The organism is Thiomonas sp. OC7, assembly GCF_900634595.1.
In the GTDB taxonomy this organism is placed as follows: domain Bacteria; phylum Pseudomonadota; class Gammaproteobacteria; order Burkholderiales; family Burkholderiaceae_C; genus Thiomonas; species Thiomonas arsenitoxydans.
In genome coordinates this window covers 923,746-942,087 of sequence record NZ_LR131953.1, presented here as the reverse complement: position 1 = coordinate 942,087, position 18,342 = coordinate 923,746, and the positions used below count along the sequence as shown (strand labels likewise).

Below are 18,342 nucleotides of genomic sequence, written 5' to 3'. Positions count from 1 at the left end.
TCGTCATAAAATAGAACGACCGTTCTTTTTTTGTGGCGCCGTGCCTAAAATGCTGCTCAAAACAGCCTGACCGTGGAGACCGCGATGACCCCGCATCAACTCTTGGAAAAATTCGGCCCGCGCGAGGCCATGGATTACGACGTCGTCGTCGTCGGGGCCGGCCCTGGCGGACTGGCTACGGCCATCCATCTCAAACAGTTGGCGCAGCAGGCCGGGCGCGAGATCTCGGTCTGCGTGCTGGAAAAAGGTTCCGAGCCGGGGGCGCACATTCTGTCCGGGGCCATCATGGATCCCGGCGCGCTGACCGAACTGTTCCCTGACTGGAAGGCGATGGGCGCGCCGCTGAATCAGCCGGTCACGGCGGATCAGTTTTTGTTCCTGAGCGACGCCAACGCCAAGCCCGCGCCCGCGGCTTTTCTGCCCGACTGTTTCAAGAATCACGGCAACTACGTCATCAGCCTGGGCAATCTGGTGCGCTGGATGGCGCAGCAGGCTGAAGCGTTGGGCGTGGAGATTTTCCCCGGCTTCGCCGCGGCCGAGGTGCTCTATGACGAGCAGGGCCGTGTTTGCGGCGTGGCCACAGGCAACCAGGGGCTGGGCAAGGACGGCGAGCCGACCGATCATTTCGCGCTGGGCATGGAATTGCGGGCCAAGTACACGGTGTTCGCCGAAGGCTCGCGCGGTCAGCTGGGCCGCGAGTTGATCGCGCATTTCAAGCTCGACGCCGGGCGCGATCCGCAAAGCTACGGCATTGGCATCAAGGAGCTGTGGGAAGTCGCCGCCGACAAACACCAGCCTGGGCTAGTGCTGCACACCGCGGGCTGGCCGCTCGATCCCAAGACTTACGGCGGCGGGTTTATCTACCACCTCGAAGACCGCAAGGTGGCCATCGGCTTTGTGGTCGGGCTGGACTACACCAATCCGTGGATGAGTCCGTTCGAGGAATTTCAGCGGCTCAAGACCCATCCGGCAATTCGCGGCTTGTTCGACGGCGCCAAGCGTCTGGGCTACGGCGCACGCACCATCACGGCCGGCGGGCTGCTGAGCTTGCCCAAGCTGGTGTTTCCCGGCGGCTGCCTGGTGGGGTGCGAAGCGGGGTTTCTCAACGCCTCGCGCATCAAGGGCAGTCATGCGGCGATCAAGACCGGCATGATGGCGGCGCAGGCCATCGCCGATGCGCTGGCTGCAGGACGCGCGCAGGACGAACTCAGCGCCTATCCCGCGGCGTTCGAGCAGTCATGGCTGCATGCCGAACTCAAGACCGCGCGCAACTTCAAGCAGTGGTTCAAGAAGGGCCGACTGGTGGGCACGCTGATGACCGGCATCGAGCGCTGGTTTCTGCCGCGCATCGGCATCAAGTCGCCGCCGTGGACGGTGCATCACCATGTGCCCGACCACGCCATGCTCAAGCCGGCCGCCGACTGCCCGCGTATCGACTATCCGAAGCCCGACGGCGTGCTCACTTTCGACCGGCTGAGTTCGGTCTATTTGAGCAACACCAATCACGAGGAGAATCAGCCGCCCCATCTGACTATCAAGGACGTGTCGGTGCCGGTGCAGGTCAACCTCAAGACCTATGCCGGGCCGGAGACCCGCTACTGCCCGGCCGGGGTGTACGAATTCGTCAAGGGCCCGGACGGCTGCGACAAATTGCAGATCAACGCGCAGAACTGCGTGCACTGCAAGACCTGCGACATCAAAGACCCGACGCAGAACATCGTCTGGGTTGCGCCCGAAGGCGGGGGCGGGCCGAACTACGTGGGCATGTAGGGCCTGTCAACGCTGCAGATCGCTATCGGTGCACCCGGGCTCGATCTGCCGACGCAGGGCGCAGCGGCCAGATGGATCACGCGCGGATCACGCGCGTTCGCGGGGGTGGCCGCCAAAGTGTGAAGTAATCGACGGGCTCTTCAGACAAGGCGCATTTACACTGCGCCCAACTTAAAAAAAACCGGCGCAGATCGCACAGCATCGTGCGGGATACCGGTACGAGATTTTTTGCTGCATGCCTGGTTCCGCCCCGCTGTTTTCCCCCGCCCAGACGCTTGCGCCGCAAGGCGCCGCGGCCATGCCGCGCCGACTGCGTCGCGGCTATTGGGGTCTGGTCGGGCTCACCTTGGTTTTCGCGGCCTGGCTGGCCTGGATCAACTGGCAGCGACAGGACGACACGCTGCGCAGCACCCTGCGGGTGGAAACGGCGTTTCTCGCGGACGCCACCTCGGCCTATCTCGACCGCTATGAATCGGTCATGTCCGCGCTGGGCAACGATCTGCTGACGCGTCCTGAATTGCTGGCCGCACCCGATCAGCTCCAGCCGCTGTTGCAGCGCTATCGCGCCCTGCTCGGGCCGGATCAGGCCTTGTCGATCAATTTGTCCATGGCCGATGGCCAGATGTTTGCCACGACCCTGCCCGGACAGAGGCGCTTGCCCAATTTCCGCAACATGCCCGACATCTGGCCGGGCATCCAGCAGGCGGGGCGCACAGGGGGCCTGGAGGTGGGCAAGGCGGTGTATGGCCCCATGCTGCATCGCTGGGTGATTCCTCTGCGCCTGATCGTGAAAAACGCCGCGGGGCAGCCGCAGTTGCTGATTGCGGTGCCCGTGGAGCTCAATGACTTTCTCGAGCGCTGGCGGCGTTCCGTAGCGGCTGCGGAATATGCCATGCCGGGCATGTCGATCGCGCTGATGCGCGTAGATGGCTACCTGCTCGCGCGCTGGCCCGCGCCCAAGACGGACGATTTGCCGCGCTTTTACAGCGCCAAGCGGCAGGGAGAACTGGCCCGTGCCGCGCGGCATGCGCCGGATGGCGCCACCTCCGGCGTGTTCAGCGGCCGGGTGGACTCGGACGACATTCCCCGCCTGGGCGCCTGGGTGCGCCTGCCGCACTACGACGTGCTGGTGAACATGACCGTGCCGCGCGCTTTGATCTGGCGTGATTTCTGGCGCGCCTACTGGCCTGCGCTGACTATTCTGGCGCTGTGGTTGGCGGTGCTCACGCTGGCCTATCGGCTGGTGCGCAAACAAGCCGAGCGCGACAGCGCGCAACTGCGCGATCGGTCCGAAATCATGTACCGCCTGGCCAATCAGGACAGCCTCACCGGGCTGCTCAACCGCCGCGGCATGGGCGAATACCTGCAGCGCGCCCATGATCGCGCTAGTGTAGTGTTTGATTCTTGAGTGAACTTAATTGAGTTGCTTGTCTCCAATGTTTTACTACGGTTTGCATTGGAGAGAGCAAGTGCGCGTTGCCCCGGCGATTGAATTGACCACCGAGCAGGAAAGCGAGCTGACGCGGCTGGCGCGTTCCAAGCGCACCAGCGTGCGACTGGCGCAGCGCGCGCGCATCGTGCTGCTGGCCGCCAAGGGCGTTCAGAACAAGGAGATCGCCGAGCAGCTTGGTATCGGTCGCGTGCAGGTCGCGCGCTGGCGCGAGCGCTATCTGCAAGCGGGGCTGCAAGGCATCGAGCGCGACCTGCCACGTGGCGCGCCGCCGGTCAAGGTGGACGCAGCCAAGCTGGTGGAGCTGACCACGCAAAGCACGCCCGAGACCGCCACGCACTGGAGCACACGCAAGATGGGTGAGGTTCTGGGCGTCAGTGCGAGCACTGTCATGCGGCATTGGCAGGCGCACGGTCTGAAGCCTCATATCGTGCGTGGCTTCAAGGTCTCGCGCGATCCGAAATTCGTCGAGAAGCTCGAAGACATCGTGGGGCTGTACATGTCCCCGCCCGAGCATGCGCTGGTGCTGTGCTGTGACGAGAAGAGCCAGGTCCAGGCGCTGGACCGCACGCAGCCGGGCTTGCCCATGAAGAGGGGCCGTGCGGCCACCATGACGCACGACTACAAGCGCAATGGCACGACCACGCTGTTTGCCGCACTCAACGTGCTTGACGGCCAGGTCATCGGCCAGTGCCAGCAGCACCATACCCACGTTGAATGGTTGAAGTTCTTGCGCCAGATCGACCGCGAGACGCCCAAGGACAAGACGCTGCATCTGATCGCCGACAACTACGCCACACACAAGCACCCGGCTGTGCAGGAGTGGCTGGCCAAGCACCCCAGGTTCAACATGCACTTCACGCCCACCTCTGCGTCGTGGCTGAACATGGTCGAGAGATTCTTCCGCGACATCACCACCGAGCGGCTGCGCCGCGGGGTGTTCACCAGCGTGCCCGAACTCGTGGCTGCCATCGACGAATACGTCGCACATCACAACGTCAACCCCAAGCCGTTCATCTGGACCAAGAGCGCTCGCGACATCCTGCAGAAGGTCATTCGCGCGAATAGACGCTTAAGTTCCAAACAGAATGGAACACTACACTAGAGACCATGGCATCGGTTACGCGTTGGTGCTGTTCGACCTCGATCACTTCAAGCTGATCAACGACGGCTTCGGCCACGCCGCGGGCGACGCCGTGCTGCAGCAGGTCGCGCACCTGCTGCAAACCAGGGTGCGCAAGGAAGACCAGGTGGCGCGCTGGGGCGGCGAGGAGTTTCTGGTGCTGCTGCCCGATTCGTCGCTCGAGACCGCGCACGCCACGGCGGAGAAGCTGCGCGAGCTGATCTCGCATACCCGCATGTCCGTGGGCGGCGCGGAATTGCGGCTGACGGCGAGTTTCGGGGTATCCGCTTGGGAGCATGACAGCCAGCTGACCGTGGCCGAGTTGCTGGGGCAGTGCGACTCCGCGCTCTACAACGCCAAGGCCGGCGGGCGCAACCGGGTCAAGCAGTTCGAGGGCAAGTCGGCGCAGGACTACCTGCAGGGCTTCACCCTCAAGCGCGCCATTGAGGACGACCGCATCCGCGTGGCCTATCAGCCGCTGGTATCCCTGGCCGACGGGCAGATCATGGGGTTTGAAGCCCTCGCGCGGCTGGTTGCGGAGAACGGCGATGTGATTGCGGCCGGGCAGTTCATCGACGTGGCCAACCGTCTGCGCCTGGAGCACCGCATCGATTCGCGTGTGTCCAAGCAGGTCATGGCGCGCTGCAGCCAGCGCATGGAGCAGACCGGCACGCCGATGAAGTACATGATCAACTGCTCTGCCGACTTCCTGAGTCGACCGGAAGATGTGCAACAACTGCTCGACCGGGCGCAGCATTTCTGCAGCACTTGCGCGGTGGATATGACCGGCAAGGCCAAGCCCATGGTCATCGAGATCACCGAACGTCAACTCATCGGAGATGCCGAGGCCGTGCGCCAACTGGTGCAGCCGCTGATCGATTTTGGTTTCCAGCTCGCGGTGGACGATTTCGGCAGCGGCTACTCGTCGTATCTCTATGTGCTCAAGCTGCCGGTGAGCTACCTCAAGATCGAGGCCGAGCTGGTGCGCGAAGCCGCGCACAGCGCGCGGGCGCAGGCCATGGTGCGATCGATCAACAGCATGGCGCACGAGCTGGGCATCCTGACCATCGCCGAAGGCATCGAAGACGAGGCCACCGCCGAAGTCATGCGCCGCATCGGCGTGGACTGGGCACAGGGCTACTACTGGGGACGGCCGGAGATCGAGGCGTAGCAGCCGCAACCCTAGTCCGTGGCGATGCGGTTTGCCAGATCTGACGGTGCGCTGTTGACCTGATTCAGGAAGCCGATGACCTGGGGCATTTGCTCGAGAAAAGCGTCCATCGAATCATGCCCGCCAGGGCCGATGTGCAGTTGCACGCTGTCGCGCGCTGCGGCAGCGGCCTGCAGTCGGTGCGCATCTTCCACCGGCACCGTGGTGTCGTGCTCGCCGTGCATCAGCAGCACGGGGCAGCGCAGTTGCGGCAGGGTGGTGAGCGGGGCGATGGCGTCGAAGCGATAGCCGATGGTGCGCTGCACATACTGCAGGATGTAGGGGCCGATGACGGCATCTGGCAGGTTTTGTTCGGCCATCCAGCGCTGCATCATGTCGGCGGGGTGGGCAAAGGCGGCCAGGCTGACGACGGCGGCGATTTGCGGCCGCCAGGTGGCCGCCAAAAGCACCGCGCCCGCGCCGACGGAATGGCCGAGCAGGGCGATGCGGCTTGGGTCGATGTCGGGTTGGGCGGCCAACCAGTCCACCGCGTGCACCGTGTCTTCGGCGAAGCGCGGCAGCGAGGTGAAGGGCTCGTCATCGCTGGCGCCGTGGCAGCGGGTGTCGATGAACAGCAGCGCAAGCCCGGCGGCATGCAGCGCGGGGGCCAGTGGCAGCATGAGGTCGGCATTGCTGCCCCAGCCATGCACGATGACGAGGGCGGGCGAGGGCCGCGGCGCGGCTTGCGGTGCGGGCAGATGCCAGGCATGCAGGGTTTTGCCGATGGCGGTGGGGATGCGCACGGTGGCAAACGCCAGGCCGAAGTCGGCCGGGCTGCGGGTGTGCGCCAGGCGCGGCGCACGCAGGCTGCGGCGCAGCCCCCAGTTGAGCAGCGGCCGCAGCGGCGGCGTGGTCATCCACGGCAGCACCGTGGGCAGGAGAGCAGAGACGAGTTTGGAGCGCGACATGGACTGCGCAGTGTAGGGGCGGGGTGGGCCGCTGCGGCATCGGTTCCAATAGTGTTTTGACTCTCGACACGAACCCATGCAATTCGTTCTGCGCCAACCCGATCCCCGCGCTCAGCACCTGCTGCAAGCGGCCGGCACGCATCCCTTGCTGGCGCAGTTGTTCGCTGCGCGCGGGGTGAAAGAGGCGGACGAGCTGGAACTGGCCTTGCCGCATTTGCTGCCGCCTGCGCTGCTCAAGGGGGCGGAAACCGCTGCGGTGGTGCTGGCCGATGCCATTGCGCGCGGCGAGCGCCTGCTCATCGTCGCAGATTACGACTGCGACGGCGCCACCGCCTGCGCCGTGGGGCTGCGCGGCCTGCGGGCGATGGGGGCGGCGGTTTCCTACCTCGTGCCCAACCGCTTCACCACGGGCTATGGCTTGTCGCCCGCGGTGGTGGAGTTGGCGCTGAAGCACGCCGATGGCAAGCCCGACTGGATCGTCACCGTGGACAACGGCATCGCCAGTGTGGAGGGCGTGGCGCGGGCGCGCGAGCAGGGCATCCGCGTGCTCGTCACCGACCACCACCTGCCGGGCGACACGCTGCCCGAGGCCGAGGTCATCGTCAACCCGAATCAGCCGGGCTGCGACTTTCCGAGCAAGTCCATTGCCGGGGTGGGGGTGATGTTTTATGTACTGCTGGCGCTGCGGTCTGAACTGCGCCAGCGCGGGGTGTTCGACGCCGCCAGCCAGCCGCGCCTCGACGCCTTGCTCGACCTCGTGGCGCTGGGCACTGTGGCCGACGTGGTGCGGCTCGATGCCAACAACCGGCTGCTGGTGGCGCAGGGGCTCAAGCGCATCCGCGACGGGCGCATGCAGCCGGGTGTTGCAGCGCTGCTGCAGGTGGCGGGGCGCGAGGCGGCGCGGGTGAACAGCGCCGATCTGGGTTTCGCGCTGGGGCCGCGTATCAACGCCGCGGGGCGCTTGGCCGATATGACCGTAGGCATCGAGTGCCTCGCCACAGACGACCCCGCCCGCGCGCTGCAACTCGCGCAACTGCTCGACACCTTCAACCGCGAGCGGCGCAGCATCGAAGACGGCATCAAGGCCGAGGCGCTGGCCATGCTGGAGGGGCTGGATCTCGGTGCGGAAGGCAGCGCCCCCGCCATCAGCCTGTTCGCGCCCAACTGGCACGAAGGCGTGATCGGCATCGTTGCCGGGCGCATCAAAGACCGTGAGCACCGTCCTACCTTTGTGTTCGCCCCGGCTGAAGACGGCACGCTGCGCGGCTCGGGCCGCTCGATTGCCGGTTTTCATCTGCGCGATGCGCTCGATCTGGTGTCCAAGCGCGAGCCGGGTCTGTTGCTGCGCTTCGGCGGCCACGCCATGGCGGCGGGTTGTTCCTTGGTGGACGATGGCTTCGAGCGCTTTCGTGCCGCGTTTGCGCAAGTGGCCGCCGAATGGCTGGCGCCGGTGCAGTTGCAGCGCCGAATCGAGGTGGACGGGCCGCTACCCGCGCAATGGCTGCTGCCCGAAATGGCGTCGCTGCTTGCTGCGCAGGTGTGGGGGCAGGGCTTCGCCGCGCCCCTTTTCAGCGCCCGGGTGCAGGTGCGGCAGCAGCGGCTGCTCGGCGAACGGCATCTCAAAGCCAAGGTGCGGCTGCTCGACAGCGAGGGCGCGCCCGGCAACGCGCAATTCGACCTCGTGGCTTGGGGCCGCACCGATTTTCTGCCCGATGAGGCGCGTATCGCCTACCGGCTGGAGAGCAATACCTGGCAAGGACTCACCCAGGTGCAACTGGTGCTCGAAGCCGTCGAAGGCTGAAGACGCGCGTCCGAAAACCTCGCTGCGCCCGGTTCTCGCCCAAAGGGATCTCAGCGCCGCGTTGCGCGGCGTTGCACGCAGTCCACATAGGCGGCGCCATCCGGGGGCAGACCGCTGCGCTGCGCCGTCCACAACATCTCGCCCAGGCATTCCATGATGGCATGGTGTGCTTCGTGCTCGCCCAGCTTGCTGCGCAGCAGCTCGAAGGCCTGGCGGATGCCCGGCGGCTGGTCGATGGACACCTGCTCGGCGATCGTCAGATGCATCGACAGATGCAGAAACGGGTTTGTGCGGCACTGCTCCACGGCGTAGTCGCGGCTGGCGCTTTGCGGGTCGGTGAGCTCGGCGTGATATTCGGGGTGCAGTTCCATCCAGTCTGCCGCGATGAGTTCCAGCGGCGTGAGCACGCCGCCAGCACGATGCCGCTGCCAGGCGGAAAGAAAAAACTGCCGAACCTCGTCTTTGCTGGGATTGAACATGGTGGGCGTATTGTCCCGCAGCCGATCCGCCCGTGATTCGCATGCACTTACAAATCGGTTTTGAGCGACCATTTCAGCTTGTTCTCAGGAGACTCACCATGCCCATGATCGACGCCAGCGCCCTGCGCCAACTGTTTGACCAAGCCCGCACGCACAACGCCTGGCTGGACCAGCCCGTGCCCGAGCACCTGCTGCACCAGCTCTACGACCTGATGAAATGGGGGCCAACCTCGGCCAACTGCTCCCCGGCGCGCATCGTGTTTGTGCAGTCGCAGGAGGCCAAGGCCCGCCTTGCGCCCTGCATGAGCGAGGGCAACCGGGCCAAGACGCTCAAAGCGCCGGTGACCGCCATCATCGGCATGGATATGGCGTTTTACGAACAGCTGCCGAAGCTGTTTCCGCACAATCTCGACGCGCGCAACTGGTTTGCGGGCAAGCCGGATTTCATCGCCTCCTCGGCGATGCGCAACTCCAGCCTGCAAGGCGGCTACTTTATTCTCGCGGCCCGCGCGCTGGGCCTGGACTGCGGCCCGATGAGCGGTTTCGATGCCGATGCGGTGAACGCCACATTTTTCGCGGGCACCGAAGTCAAGGTGAACTTTCTGTGCAATCTCGGCTATGGCGACGCCAGCGCGTTGTTCCCCCGCAGCCCGCGTCTGAGCTTCGAGCAGGCTTGTCGCATCGCATAGGGCGCGCGTGCGCGGCGTGGAGTTTGTGCGTCGGTTCTGGTAATTTCGTACCCATCACCAGAACACAAAGCAGAAAGGACGCCTCATGCCGGTCATCGTTGTCGCCAATCCCAAGGGCGGGGTGGGCAAATCCACCCTGTCCACGCAGGTTGCCGGATTTTTCGCCAGTCAAGGCCATGGGGTCATGCTGGGCGACTCCGACCGGCAGGAATCGGCCCGCCTCTGGCTGTCGCTGCGCGCTTCAGCGCTGCCGCGCATCGACACCTGGGAGATGAGCTTTGATTACATCGCCAAACCGCCCAAGGGCACGACCCACGCGGTGATCGACACCTCCGCCGGGCTGCATGGCTGGCGGCTGAACGATGTGATGAAACAGGCCGACAAAGTGCTGGTGCCGCTGTCGGCGTCGATTTTCGACATCTACGCCACGCAGGAATTCCTGGAAAAACTGCGCGAGGCGCGCGAAAAACACGGCTTCGATGTCGGCCTAGTGGGCGTGCGCATCGACCCGCGCACCCATGCCGCCGAGCAATTACAAGCCTTCGTGACGCAAAGCGGCCTGCCGATGCTGAGCAATCTGCGCCAGACCACGCTGTACCCGCAGATGGCCGCGCATGGCCTCACCCTGTGGGACCTGCCGCCCAGCCAGGCGGCCAAAGACCTGGAGCAATGGCAGCCCATCACTCGCTGGCTGCAGCAGCCGTCAGGGCGCGGGTAAAAAAATAGGCACATCCTGCAAACATTGCGTCGGATGTGCCCAAGCTGCAAGGAAGCTGGCGGCTGCGGTTTTTAGGGACTTTCGCTCTGCCGTTTTGTCGAAGGGATGGTTTCGGCCCGCCTCAGGCGGCGCGTTCGGGTTGCGCGACGAGACCGAGCGCAGGGCGGTTGACGCGGAACAAGCGCGGGCCGACATGTTCGAGCAGCTTGTCGCGCTCGAACTGGGCGATCACGCGGCTGGCCGTTTCGAGCGCCACGCCGAGCATGGCGCCGAGGTCGCTGCGCTTGGGTAGGGTGATGGTGTCGTTGAGTTCCGGGTCGGCCAGTTTGAGCAGCAGACGAGCCATGCGCGCGGGTATCGCGCCCGAGCCGAGCAGCAGCGCCCATTCGTCGGTGTCGCGCAGCGCGCGGTGCCAGCGCTCCAGAAACTCCTGGCGCAGATTGGGCACCTGCTCTTCCATTTTGCGAATCACTTCCACCGGAATGCGGCACACCCGCACCGCGCCGATGGCCGAAGCGTGATGCATATAAGGCTCTTGAATGAAGCACTCCAGCCCGATCAGATCGCCGCGCCGCGCCACGCGGGTGATGCGGCGGGTGCCGTCGGGCAGCACGCGTTCCAGCTTCACATAGCCGGTCTTGATGGTGTAGAGCCAGTCGCCCCGCTGCCCTTCGCTGAACAGCTGCTGTCCGGGGGCAAATTGCATGTCGTCGATGACCTGATGGAAGGTGTCGAAGTCTTCCATGCGCAGCGCGCCGAACAGCGCAATACGGCGCACGCCGCAGCTGCGGCAGTCGGAAGCGCCGCGCCAGGCGTTGACCACCTCGGTATGCGCCAGGCGGTTAGCTTCCGGCTGCTTGCTGCGCGGCAAGGTTTTGCGCAGGGTCGCGAGCGGAATCGCCGTGGTTGTCTGCGGATTGGCAAAAGTGGTTTCCATAACTCGCTTTCATTGATTTAGCGCAATATTAGCGAGTACTGATATGGCCTTGTCAATATAGGGAATTCACCGTGATAACTAGGACTAACCCTGATTTTTGGCGCGCTTCATTGCGGAATATCGATTTTTGCAGCGCACAAAACTGCGGCAATCTGTCGCGGGTGCGGTAGCCCTTTGTGCCCAATCCGCGACAACCTGACACACCCGCGCCGCCCGGGACGGTTTGCCGATCCGCCTACACTGCAACGCTTTTCAGCCTGTAAAGACGAAAGGCGCGATCACCATGATGGATGTGCACACTCTGGCCGCACGCGATGTGCGGCGGGCTTTGGAGGAGGATCTGGGCAGCGGCGACCTCACCGCTGCGCTCATCGACCCGCAGGCCGTGGCGCGTGCCACGGTGCGCAGCCGTGAGGCCGCGCGGTTGTGCGGCACGCCGTGGGCCAATGCCTGCGTGCGCGCGCTCGACCCGGCGGCGCATTTGGAGTGGTTAGCGCCTGAAGGCGCTACGTTGCAAGCAGATGCTGTGTTTTTGGAGATTAGAGGCAACGCACGTGCGCTGCTCAGCGCCGAGCGGACGATGCTCAATTTCCTGCAATTGCTCAGCGCGGTGGCCACGCGTACCGCGCAGTATGTGGACGTGGTGCGCGGCACACGGGCGCAAATTGTCGATACCCGAAAAACCCTGCCGGGCTTGCGTCTGGCGCAGAAATACGCCGTACGTGTGGGCGGTGGAATGAATCACCGCATCGGCCTGTTCGACGCTGTGCTGATCAAGGAAAACCATATCGCCGCCGCAGGTGGGGTGGCACTGGCGCTGCAAAGGGCGCAGGCGGTGGCGGCGCAGGCGCAGTTCATCCAGATCGAGGTGGAAACCCTGGCCCAGCTCGACGAGGCTCTGCGCGCAGGCGCGCGCATGGTGCTGCTGGACAATATGTCGCTCGATCAACTGCGCGAGGCGGTCTGCCTCACCGGCCAGCGCGCCGTGCTGGAAGTGTCTGGCGGGGTGGATCTGCAAACCGTGCGCGCCATTGCAGAAACCGGCGTGGACCGCATCTCCGTGGGCAAGCTGACCAAGGATGTGCAGGCCGTCGATCTGTCGATGCGTTTTACGGCGCTTTGATTTGTTGCGCATTCATTCGAGAGGAAGTCCGCATGTCCGCCACTTTTTCGATCGCCTTTGATAGCCCGGTCAGCGGCACCGCGCAGGCCTGGGCGCGCATGCCCGTGGAGCCCAGCCCCGCCGAGCGTGACGCGCTGATGGCGCGCTGCGCCCAACTGCTGCGCACGCAGGACGCCGTCTTGGTGGCGCATTACTACACCCATCCCGATCTGCAGGATCTGGCGCAGGCCACGGGGGGGCTGGTGGCCGATTCGCTGGAAATGGCGCGTTTCGGCGCCCGTCATCCAGCGCGCACCCTGGTCGTCGCCGGGGTGCGTTTCATGGGCGAGACCGCCAAGATGTTGTCGATGGACAAGCGCGTGCTCATGCCCGACCTCGACGCCAACTGCTCGCTCGATCTGGGCTGCCCCGCACGGCAGTTCAGCGCCTTCTGCGATGCCCATCCCGACCGTACCGTGGTGGTTTATGCCAACACTAGCGCGGCGGTGAAGGCGCGCGCCGACTGGGTCGTGACTTCGAGCTGCGCGCTCGACATCGTGGCGCATCTGCATGTGCGCGGCGAAAAAATCCTCTGGGCGCCAGACCGTCATCTGGGCGGCTATATCGAGCAGCAAACCGGCGCCGACATGCTGCTGTGGCAGGGCACATGCATCGTGCACGACGAATTCAAGGCGCTCGAACTCGAACTGCTCAAGGCCGAGCATCCCAGCGCGCGCGTGCTGGTGCATCCCGAAAGCCCGGCGGCAGTGGTGGCGCTGGCCGATGTGGTGGGCTCGACCTCGCAGATTCTCAAGGCTGCGCGCGAGCTCGACGCGCCTGAATTCATCGTCGCCACCGATGCCGGCATGTTCCACGCGCTTGAGCAGCAAAATCCCGGCAAGACCTTCATCGCCGCGCCCACCGCGGGCAATGCCGCCACCTGCAAGAGCTGCGCGCATTGCCCGTGGATGGCGATGAACAGCCTGGCTGGCCTGGCGCGTGTGTTAGAGACCGGGGCGAATGCCATCGAACTCGACGCCGCTCTGGCCGCCCGCGCCCGTGTGGCGGTGCAGCGTATGCTCGACTTCACAGCAGCGCAAAAGACTGCAGCGATGGCGGGCAGTCTGGTTCCGGGCGTCGGCGCGGCGTAGCGGGCGCCGACGCACCAACCTGGCGCACCATGGCGTTTTTCGAAACGCTATCGCGTCTTCATGATGCGCGCCTTTTCCCGTTGCCAGTCGCGCTTGGCTTCGGTGTCGCGTTTGTCGTGGTCTTTCTTGCCCTTGCCCAGCGCCAGATCGAGCTTCACCCGGCCGCCCTTGTAATGCAGGTTGATGGGCACCAGGGTGTAGCCGCGTTGCTCGACCTTGCCGATGAGCTTGCGGATTTCATCCTTGTGCATCAGCAGTTTGCGCGTACGCGACGCATCCGGCCGCACATGAGTGGAGGCGCTGTTGAGTGCGGTGACGTTCATGCCGATCAGAAACAGCTCGCCGTCGCGGATGACCACATAGCCGTCGGTGAGTTGCACCTGCCCGGCGCGCACGGATTTGACCTCCCAGCCTTCGAGCACGATGCCCGCTTCGAAACGGTCTTCGAGGAAGTAATTGAAATGGGCCTTGCGGTTTTCGGCGATGCTCATGCGGGGAATATGGGGCGTTCGGCCCTCAATACAATCATCTCATTCTAAGAAGCCTTGATCCGCCCACGTTCGCCCATGCCCCAGGTTCACAAATCCGTCCTCATCTGGTACAGCCCGCAAGAGATGTACGACCTGGTCACCGATGTGGCCGCCTATCCGCAGTTTCTGCCCTGGTGCGGGGGCGCCTCGGTGCAGTCGGAAGACGGCGATACGGTGCGCGCCAGTGTGACCATCGACTTCAAGGGCATCCGTCAGAGCTTCACCACGCAAAACACCAACGTGCCCGGTCAGGAAGTGCGCATGCGGCTGGTGGACGGGCCCTTTTCCGCCCTGCACGGGCGCTGGGTATTCAACCCCCTTGCCGACGGCAAGGCATGCAAGGTCGAGTTTCTGCTGGACTACAAGTTCTCCAACTTTCTGGTGGAGAAGGTCATCGGCCCGGTGTTCAACCATATCGCCAGCAGCTTTGTCGATGCCTTCGTGCAGCGCGCCAAGCAGGTTTATGGGCCGCGTTGAAGCCGTGGTTGGCAGGGTGAACATTGCGGTGTTCTACGCGCCCGAACGCGGCGAACCCGACTTGAGGCGGCTTGCGCTGCCAACAGGCGCCACGGTTGGTCAGGCCCTGCAGGCCAGCGGCATGCTCAGCGCCCATCCCGAATTGACCTGGATCGACATCCTCTACGGCATCGACGGCCAGCGCGTCACGCTGCAGCAGGTGCTTCAGGACGGCGACCGCATCGATCTGTGCCGTCCCTTGCAGGTCGATCCCATGACCGCGCGGCGCTTGCGGGCTGCCGCCTCAAAGCCACGCCGCTGAGATCTCGGGCGGTATGTCGGCGGGCGGGCCTTCGAACTGCGTGAGGCCGTCACCGAGCACGATGACGCGACCCGCCAGCTCGCGCGCCCACGGTTTTTGCTCGACCATGAGCACGCCCAGCCCCTGCTCCTGCAGTTGCTGGATGAGCGTGGCCGTCGCGGCCACCCGCTGGGGCGCCAGACCTTCGGTCGGCTCGTCGAGCAGGAGCACATCGGGGTTGCCCATCAGCGCGCGGGCGATGGCGAGCATTTGCTGTTCGCCGCCGGAAAGTGCCTGGGCGGGCGCGTGCAGGCGTGGCGCCAGTGCCGGAAACAAGGACAGCACCGCTGCCTCGTTCCAGCGCGACGGGACTATTCGCGCGGGCTTGGCGCCCAAAAGCAGGTTCTGCCGCACGCTCAGACGCGGAAAAATCTCCCGCTGCTCCGGCACGTAGCCCAGCCCCAGCCGGGCGCGGCGGTGCGCGGGCAGGCCGAGTAGTTCTTGTCCGGCAAGACTCGCGTAGCCCGTTGCGGGAATGAGGCCCATCAGCGACTTGAGCAGGGTGCTGCGCCCGCTGCCATTGCGCCCGAGAACAAGCAGCAATTCCCCCGCGCGCAGTTGCAGATGCACGCCGCGCAGCACCTGCACAGGTCCGTAGCCCGCCTGCAGCGAGCGAACATCGAGCAGCGCGGTTTTCTCGGGCGGGAGCTTCATGGCGCCGTGCCCAGATAGACCGCCTGCACCTGTGCGTCGTGGCGAATGGCCTCAGGCGCGCCGTCGGCCAGCACGCGGCCCTGATGCAGCACCACCACTCGTGTGGCCAGGCGGAACACGGCGTCTGGGTCGTGCTCGATCAGCAGCAGGGTGCGGTCGCCGCAGAGCTGCTCGATCAGGTCGAGCATGTGCGCGGCCTGCGCCCGGTTCATGCCGGCAGTGGGCTCGTCGAGCAGCAGCAAAGGCGCGCGGTTGATCAGCCCGAGGCCGAGTTCCAGCGCGCGCAGGCGGGCATAGTCGATGCTTTGCGCCGGCGTATCAGCGCAGTCTTGCAGTTGCAGCGCCTGCAGCCAGTGTGCGACCTGCTGCTGCAGTTCGGCATCGCGTCGGTACGGCAGCCACCAGCGCCGGGCCGGTTGTGCCGCAAGCAGGCAGGTGCGCAGATTGTCCGCCACGCTCAAGCGGGAAAAAACCTGCGGTGACTGGAAGCTGCGGCCGATTCCCGCCTGGGCGATCTGCGCGGGGTTCATGCGGTCGATCCGTCGGCCCGCCAGCCACACGCTCCCGGCGCGCAAGGGGCGCAGGCCGCTGATCACCTGAAACAAGGTGGACTTGCCCGCACCGTTGGGGCCGATGAGGGCCACCCGTTCGCCAGCCTCGATCTGCAGATGCAGATCGGTGAGGATGGGCTGGCCGCCGAGCACGCAGTGCACACCGCGCACGTCGAGCAGGGGCGGGCGCGCAGTGGCGTTGAATGCGGCGTTGGCGGTGACGTTGGATGTGGCATTCATTCGCGGGCTCCGCCTGCGCGCAGCTGCGGCACCAGTGCCTGCCACACCAGGGCGCACAGCCCCGCGCCCGTGGCGGCCAGCAGCGCCGCGCCAACCCAGACATCGGCGCTGCCGATCGGCAGCGGCACGCCATACAGCCGCAGAGTGCTGCCCACCTGCAGTTGTTGACGCACGGCGTAGAGCAGTTCGATCAGGCTGCTTGCGCCGATGAGCGACAAGCCGCCGCAGATCAATAGCGCTGCCAGGCCCCACAGCAGATCGGGATTGCGGCGGGCGCGAAGCCCTTGCGCCAAATCGCACAAGACCCCGCTCAAACCCTGCGGCGCCCAGATCACGATGGCGAGAAAGCCGAGCCCGACATACAGCATCCAGGCCTGCGAAACCGAGGCCAGAACCGACTCGCTGCCCACCATCAAGCCCGCGCCCAGCAAGGCGCCCCAGGCCGTGCCGCTGCCTGCGGCCAGGCTGAACAGCAGGGCCATGCTCGATTGCGGCAGCCCGAGTGATCCGGCGCTCACCTGTTCGAGCCGCAGGGTTTGCAAGGCGCCGGACAGGCCCGCGAGAAAGGCGCTCACCAGCACCAGTTGCAGCCGAACCCGTCGCGGTGTGGCGCCGCTGACCGCAACGCGCAAGGGGTTGTCGCGCACTGCGCGCGCCAGCAGGTCGAGCCGGGTGCCGTCGAGCCCACGCATCAAGGCCGCGCCCAGCAGCACATAAGCGGCGCTCACGCCATAGAGCTGTCGCTGCGACAGAAAATCGAGCCCCAGCCAGACCGGGCCGGCAGTGCGGTCGGTGGAAACACCGCCCTCTCCGCCGAAAAACCCCTGCAGCATGGGCGCGGCCAACGCCACCAGCAGGCCCAGACCCAGCGTGATCATGGCAAAGCTCAAACCGCCTCGCCGCACGCTGATCGGGCCGAACACCAGCGCCACGGCCACGGCAAACATGCCGCCATACAAGGGCGCCAGGGCAAAGGGCAGCGGCCAGCCGGAGGCGGCAATCGTGTTCATCGCATGGGCTGCGGCATAGGCGGCCAACCCCGCATACATCGCCTGCCCGAAGCTGAGCAGCCCGGCGCGGGTGACCAACAGCCCCACCGACAGCAGCAGCAGCCAGGCGCTGGCCAGTTGCGACAGCAGGCTGAAACCGGCGCTGCTCAGCGGCAAGGCCAGCGGCAGCGCGACCAGCAGCGAAAACAGCGCAGCGCGGCCGCGCGCCGGGGCGGGCACGGCGGCGTTCACAGCGCGTCGTCCCGAGACAGCGCGCGCGTCAGCCCCTGCGGGCGCAGCGCCAGCACCCCGACCAACATCACATAGGGCAGCAGCGGTGCGGCGCGGGCCAGGTCGAGGTGCAGCAGGCTGGGGAGAATGCCGTCGCTCGCAGGCCAGGCGGCCGGGGCGTTCCAGCCCAGACGTTGCAGGCCGTCGGCCAAGGAGCCGTTGACGGCCACGGCGAGGGTCTGCACCTCGCCCACCAGCAGCGCACCCAGCAGCGCGCCGCGCAACGACCCCAGACCGCCGATGATGATGACGGCAAACAGCAGCGCGCCCATTTGCGCGGCCATGTCCGGCTCGGTGACGAGCAGCGGCCCTCCCACCGCACCGGCCAGCCCGGCCAGTGCGCCGCCCACGGCAAACACCCCGGTCTGCACCGCGCGTACATCGTGCCCCAGAGCCGAAGTCATGGGCGCGTGCGTCAGCGCGGCCTGCACGATCAGCCCGGCGCGTGTGCGCCACAGCAGCAGCCAGGCCAGCGCCAGCGCGGCCAGCGCCGTCGCCATGACAAAGCCGCGGTACACCGGAAAGTCCACCCCGCTCAAGGCGAACAGCGCGCCCTGCAGCGATGCGGGTATGGCATAGGGCACCGGGCCGCTGCCCCACAACAGCCGGGCCGCTTCCACCAGCACCACGCCGAAGGCGAAAGTGGCGAGCAACTCCGGCAGATGCCCCTGCGAGCGCAGACGTCGCAACACGCCGACTTCAAACCCGGTGGCCACCACGGCCACGCCCAGCGGCGCAAGCAGCAGTCCGCCCCAGAATCCCAGCCACTGGCTGCTTTGCCAGGCCAGATAGGCGCCGAGCATGTAGAAACCGCCGTGGGCGAAATTGAGTACGCCCAGCAGCGAAAAGATCAGCGTCAGCCCTGAGGCGAGCAGGAACAGCAGCAGGCTGTAGCTCAGGCCATTGAGGGCGGAGAGTGCGAGCGCCTCCAT

Annotated in this window: 19 protein-coding genes; 11 read left to right on the top strand and 8 right to left on the bottom strand. The window is 65.6% G+C overall.

The genetic code is table 11. The features are described 5' to 3' along the window. The first annotated feature begins 84 nt into the window (after positions 1–84). The 4 genes from BIO17B3_RS04465 to BIO17B3_RS04450 all read left to right on the top strand — a co-directional run bounded on the left by BIO17B3_RS04465 (position 85) and on the right by BIO17B3_RS04450 (position 5,514). Complete coding sequence (locus BIO17B3_RS04465) at positions 85–1,770, top strand: electron transfer flavoprotein-ubiquinone oxidoreductase (protein ID WP_156053182.1); 1,686 nt, start codon at positions 85–87, stop codon at positions 1,768–1,770. A gap of 235 nt (positions 1,771–2,005) precedes the next feature. Next, positions 2,006–3,178, top strand: a complete 1,173-nt coding sequence (locus BIO17B3_RS04460; protein ID WP_232054182.1) for a hypothetical protein — start codon at positions 2,006–2,008, stop codon at positions 3,176–3,178. 61 nt (positions 3,179–3,239) lie between these two features. Beyond that, positions 3,240–4,325, top strand: coding sequence for an IS630 family transposase (locus BIO17B3_RS04455; protein ID WP_370512643.1), 1,086 nt, complete (start codon positions 3,240–3,242; stop codon positions 4,323–4,325). Continuing rightward, positions 4,309–5,514, top strand: a complete 1,206-nt coding sequence (locus BIO17B3_RS04450) for a bifunctional diguanylate cyclase/phosphodiesterase (protein ID WP_232054181.1) — start codon at positions 4,309–4,311, stop codon at positions 5,512–5,514. Before BIO17B3_RS04455 ends, BIO17B3_RS04450 begins: the two co-directional genes overlap by 17 nt. Before the next feature lie 11 nt (positions 5,515–5,525). On the opposite strand, the gene BIO17B3_RS04445 is transcribed toward BIO17B3_RS04450, so the two are convergent. Next, complete coding sequence (locus BIO17B3_RS04445; protein ID WP_156053180.1) at positions 5,526–6,461, bottom strand: alpha/beta hydrolase; 936 nt, start codon at positions 6,459–6,461, stop codon at positions 5,526–5,528. A 76-nt stretch (positions 6,462–6,537) separates the two neighbouring features. On the opposite strand from BIO17B3_RS04445, the gene recJ reads away from it, so the two are divergent. Continuing rightward, the gene (gene recJ, locus BIO17B3_RS04440) at positions 6,538–8,262 is read left to right on the top strand and encodes a single-stranded-DNA-specific exonuclease RecJ (RefSeq protein WP_156053179.1); all 1,725 of its coding nucleotides are present in this window, start codon (positions 6,538–6,540) and stop codon (positions 8,260–8,262) included. 50 nt (positions 8,263–8,312) lie between these two features. Here the strand turns inward: recJ and BIO17B3_RS04435 are convergent, their stop codons facing one another. Next, entirely contained in the window at positions 8,313–8,741 is a 429-nt protein-coding gene (locus tag BIO17B3_RS04435) for a DUF1841 family protein (RefSeq protein ID WP_156053178.1), read from the bottom strand. A gap of 98 nt (positions 8,742–8,839) precedes the next feature. Between BIO17B3_RS04435 and BIO17B3_RS04430 the strand changes: the two genes are divergently transcribed. Together BIO17B3_RS04430 and BIO17B3_RS04425 are read left to right on the top strand one after the other, a co-directional pair. Further along, on the top strand, positions 8,840–9,430 hold the full coding sequence (locus tag BIO17B3_RS04430; RefSeq protein ID WP_156053177.1) for a malonic semialdehyde reductase: 591 nt from the start codon (positions 8,840–8,842) through the stop codon (positions 9,428–9,430). Between the two features lie 85 nt (positions 9,431–9,515). Continuing rightward, complete coding sequence (locus BIO17B3_RS04425) at positions 9,516–10,148, top strand: ParA family protein (RefSeq protein ID WP_156053176.1); 633 nt, start codon at positions 9,516–9,518, stop codon at positions 10,146–10,148. A 121-nt stretch (positions 10,149–10,269) separates the two neighbouring features. On the opposite strand, the gene BIO17B3_RS04420 is transcribed toward BIO17B3_RS04425, so the two are convergent. Further along, positions 10,270–11,085 carry a Crp/Fnr family transcriptional regulator gene (locus BIO17B3_RS04420; protein ID WP_013122609.1) on the bottom strand — a complete coding sequence of 272 codons (816 nt, stop codon included), beginning with the start codon at positions 11,083–11,085 and terminating at the stop codon, positions 10,270–10,272. Positions 11,086–11,368: 283 nt separating this feature from the next. Here BIO17B3_RS04420 and nadC point away from each other — a divergent pair, with 283 nt between their 5' ends. Together nadC and nadA are read left to right on the top strand one after the other, a co-directional pair. Continuing rightward, on the top strand, positions 11,369–12,208 hold the full coding sequence (gene nadC / locus BIO17B3_RS04415; protein ID WP_156053175.1) for a carboxylating nicotinate-nucleotide diphosphorylase: 840 nt from the start codon (positions 11,369–11,371) through the stop codon (positions 12,206–12,208). Between the two features lie 32 nt (positions 12,209–12,240). Next, positions 12,241–13,338 (top strand): quinolinate synthase NadA, encoded by a 1,098-nt coding sequence (gene nadA, locus BIO17B3_RS04410; protein ID WP_156053174.1) that lies wholly within the window; start codon positions 12,241–12,243, stop codon positions 13,336–13,338. 47 nt (positions 13,339–13,385) lie between these two features. On the opposite strand, the gene smpB is transcribed toward nadA, so the two are convergent. Continuing rightward, positions 13,386–13,829 carry an SsrA-binding protein SmpB gene (smpB, locus tag BIO17B3_RS04405; protein WP_013105193.1) on the bottom strand — a complete coding sequence of 148 codons (444 nt, stop codon included), beginning with the start codon at positions 13,827–13,829 and terminating at the stop codon, positions 13,386–13,388. Between the two features lie 75 nt (positions 13,830–13,904). On the opposite strand from smpB, the gene BIO17B3_RS04400 reads away from it, so the two are divergent. Both BIO17B3_RS04400 and BIO17B3_RS04395 read left to right on the top strand, forming a co-directional pair. After that, a complete protein-coding gene (locus BIO17B3_RS04400; protein WP_156053173.1) occupies positions 13,905–14,345 on the top strand; it encodes a type II toxin-antitoxin system RatA family toxin in 441 nt (146 codons plus the stop codon). Further along, on the top strand, positions 14,332–14,646 hold the full coding sequence (locus BIO17B3_RS04395; protein ID WP_156053172.1) for an RnfH family protein: 315 nt from the start codon (positions 14,332–14,334) through the stop codon (positions 14,644–14,646). The genes BIO17B3_RS04400 and BIO17B3_RS04395 overlap by 14 nt, the downstream gene beginning before the upstream one ends. Here BIO17B3_RS04395 and BIO17B3_RS04390 read toward each other — a convergent pair. Genes BIO17B3_RS04390 through BIO17B3_RS04375 form a run of 4 tightly spaced genes read right to left on the bottom strand, consistent with a single transcriptional unit; the run spans position 14,629 to position 18,342 of the window. Beyond that, on the bottom strand, positions 14,629–15,339 hold the full coding sequence (locus BIO17B3_RS04390; protein WP_156053171.1) for an ABC transporter ATP-binding protein: 711 nt from the start codon (positions 15,337–15,339) through the stop codon (positions 14,629–14,631). The genes BIO17B3_RS04395 and BIO17B3_RS04390 overlap by 18 nt on opposite strands. Then, positions 15,336–16,130 carry an ABC transporter ATP-binding protein gene (locus BIO17B3_RS04385; protein WP_156053170.1) on the bottom strand — a complete coding sequence of 265 codons (795 nt, stop codon included), beginning with the start codon at positions 16,128–16,130 and terminating at the stop codon, positions 15,336–15,338. Before BIO17B3_RS04385 ends, BIO17B3_RS04390 begins: the two co-directional genes overlap by 4 nt. Beyond that, positions 16,127–17,371, bottom strand: coding sequence for a branched-chain amino acid ABC transporter permease (locus tag BIO17B3_RS04380; protein WP_156053169.1), 1,245 nt, complete (start codon positions 17,369–17,371; stop codon positions 16,127–16,129). The genes BIO17B3_RS04385 and BIO17B3_RS04380 overlap by 4 nt, the downstream gene beginning before the upstream one ends. Continuing rightward, a complete protein-coding gene (locus BIO17B3_RS04375; protein WP_156053168.1) occupies positions 17,368–18,342 on the bottom strand; it encodes a branched-chain amino acid ABC transporter permease in 975 nt (324 codons plus the stop codon). The genes BIO17B3_RS04380 and BIO17B3_RS04375 overlap by 4 nt, the downstream gene beginning before the upstream one ends.

Coding starts and splice junctions, on each gene's coding strand:
- nadA (WP_156053174.1), top strand. CDS start 12,241: ATGTCCGCCACTTTTTCGATCGCCTTTGATAGCCCGGTCAGCGGCACC.
- BIO17B3_RS04390 (WP_156053171.1), bottom strand. CDS start 15,339: ATGAAGCTCCCGCCCGAGAAAACCGCGCTGCTCGATGTTCGCTCGCTG.
- BIO17B3_RS04465 (WP_156053182.1), top strand. CDS start 85: ATGACCCCGCATCAACTCTTGGAAAAATTCGGCCCGCGCGAGGCCATG.
- BIO17B3_RS04385 (WP_156053170.1), bottom strand. CDS start 16,130: ATGAATGCCACATCCAACGTCACCGCCAACGCCGCATTCAACGCCACT.
- BIO17B3_RS04460 (WP_232054182.1), top strand. CDS start 2,006: ATGCCTGGTTCCGCCCCGCTGTTTTCCCCCGCCCAGACGCTTGCGCCG.
- recJ (WP_156053179.1), top strand. CDS start 6,538: ATGCAATTCGTTCTGCGCCAACCCGATCCCCGCGCTCAGCACCTGCTG.
- BIO17B3_RS04420 (WP_013122609.1), bottom strand. CDS start 11,085: ATGGAAACCACTTTTGCCAATCCGCAGACAACCACGGCGATTCCGCTC.
- BIO17B3_RS04430 (WP_156053177.1), top strand. CDS start 8,840: ATGCCCATGATCGACGCCAGCGCCCTGCGCCAACTGTTTGACCAAGCC.
- BIO17B3_RS04435 (WP_156053178.1), bottom strand. CDS start 8,741: ATGTTCAATCCCAGCAAAGACGAGGTTCGGCAGTTTTTTCTTTCCGCC.
- BIO17B3_RS04400 (WP_156053173.1), top strand. CDS start 13,905: ATGCCCCAGGTTCACAAATCCGTCCTCATCTGGTACAGCCCGCAAGAG.
- BIO17B3_RS04395 (WP_156053172.1), top strand. CDS start 14,332: ATGGGCCGCGTTGAAGCCGTGGTTGGCAGGGTGAACATTGCGGTGTTC.
- smpB (WP_013105193.1), bottom strand. CDS start 13,829: ATGAGCATCGCCGAAAACCGCAAGGCCCATTTCAATTACTTCCTCGAA.
- nadC (WP_156053175.1), top strand. CDS start 11,369: ATGATGGATGTGCACACTCTGGCCGCACGCGATGTGCGGCGGGCTTTG.
- BIO17B3_RS04375 (WP_156053168.1), bottom strand. CDS start 18,342: ATGGAGGCGCTCGCACTCTCCGCCCTCAATGGCCTGAGCTACAGCCTG.
- BIO17B3_RS04450 (WP_232054181.1), top strand. CDS start 4,309: ATGGAACACTACACTAGAGACCATGGCATCGGTTACGCGTTGGTGCTG.
- BIO17B3_RS04425 (WP_156053176.1), top strand. CDS start 9,516: ATGCCGGTCATCGTTGTCGCCAATCCCAAGGGCGGGGTGGGCAAATCC.
- BIO17B3_RS04445 (WP_156053180.1), bottom strand. CDS start 6,461: ATGTCGCGCTCCAAACTCGTCTCTGCTCTCCTGCCCACGGTGCTGCCG.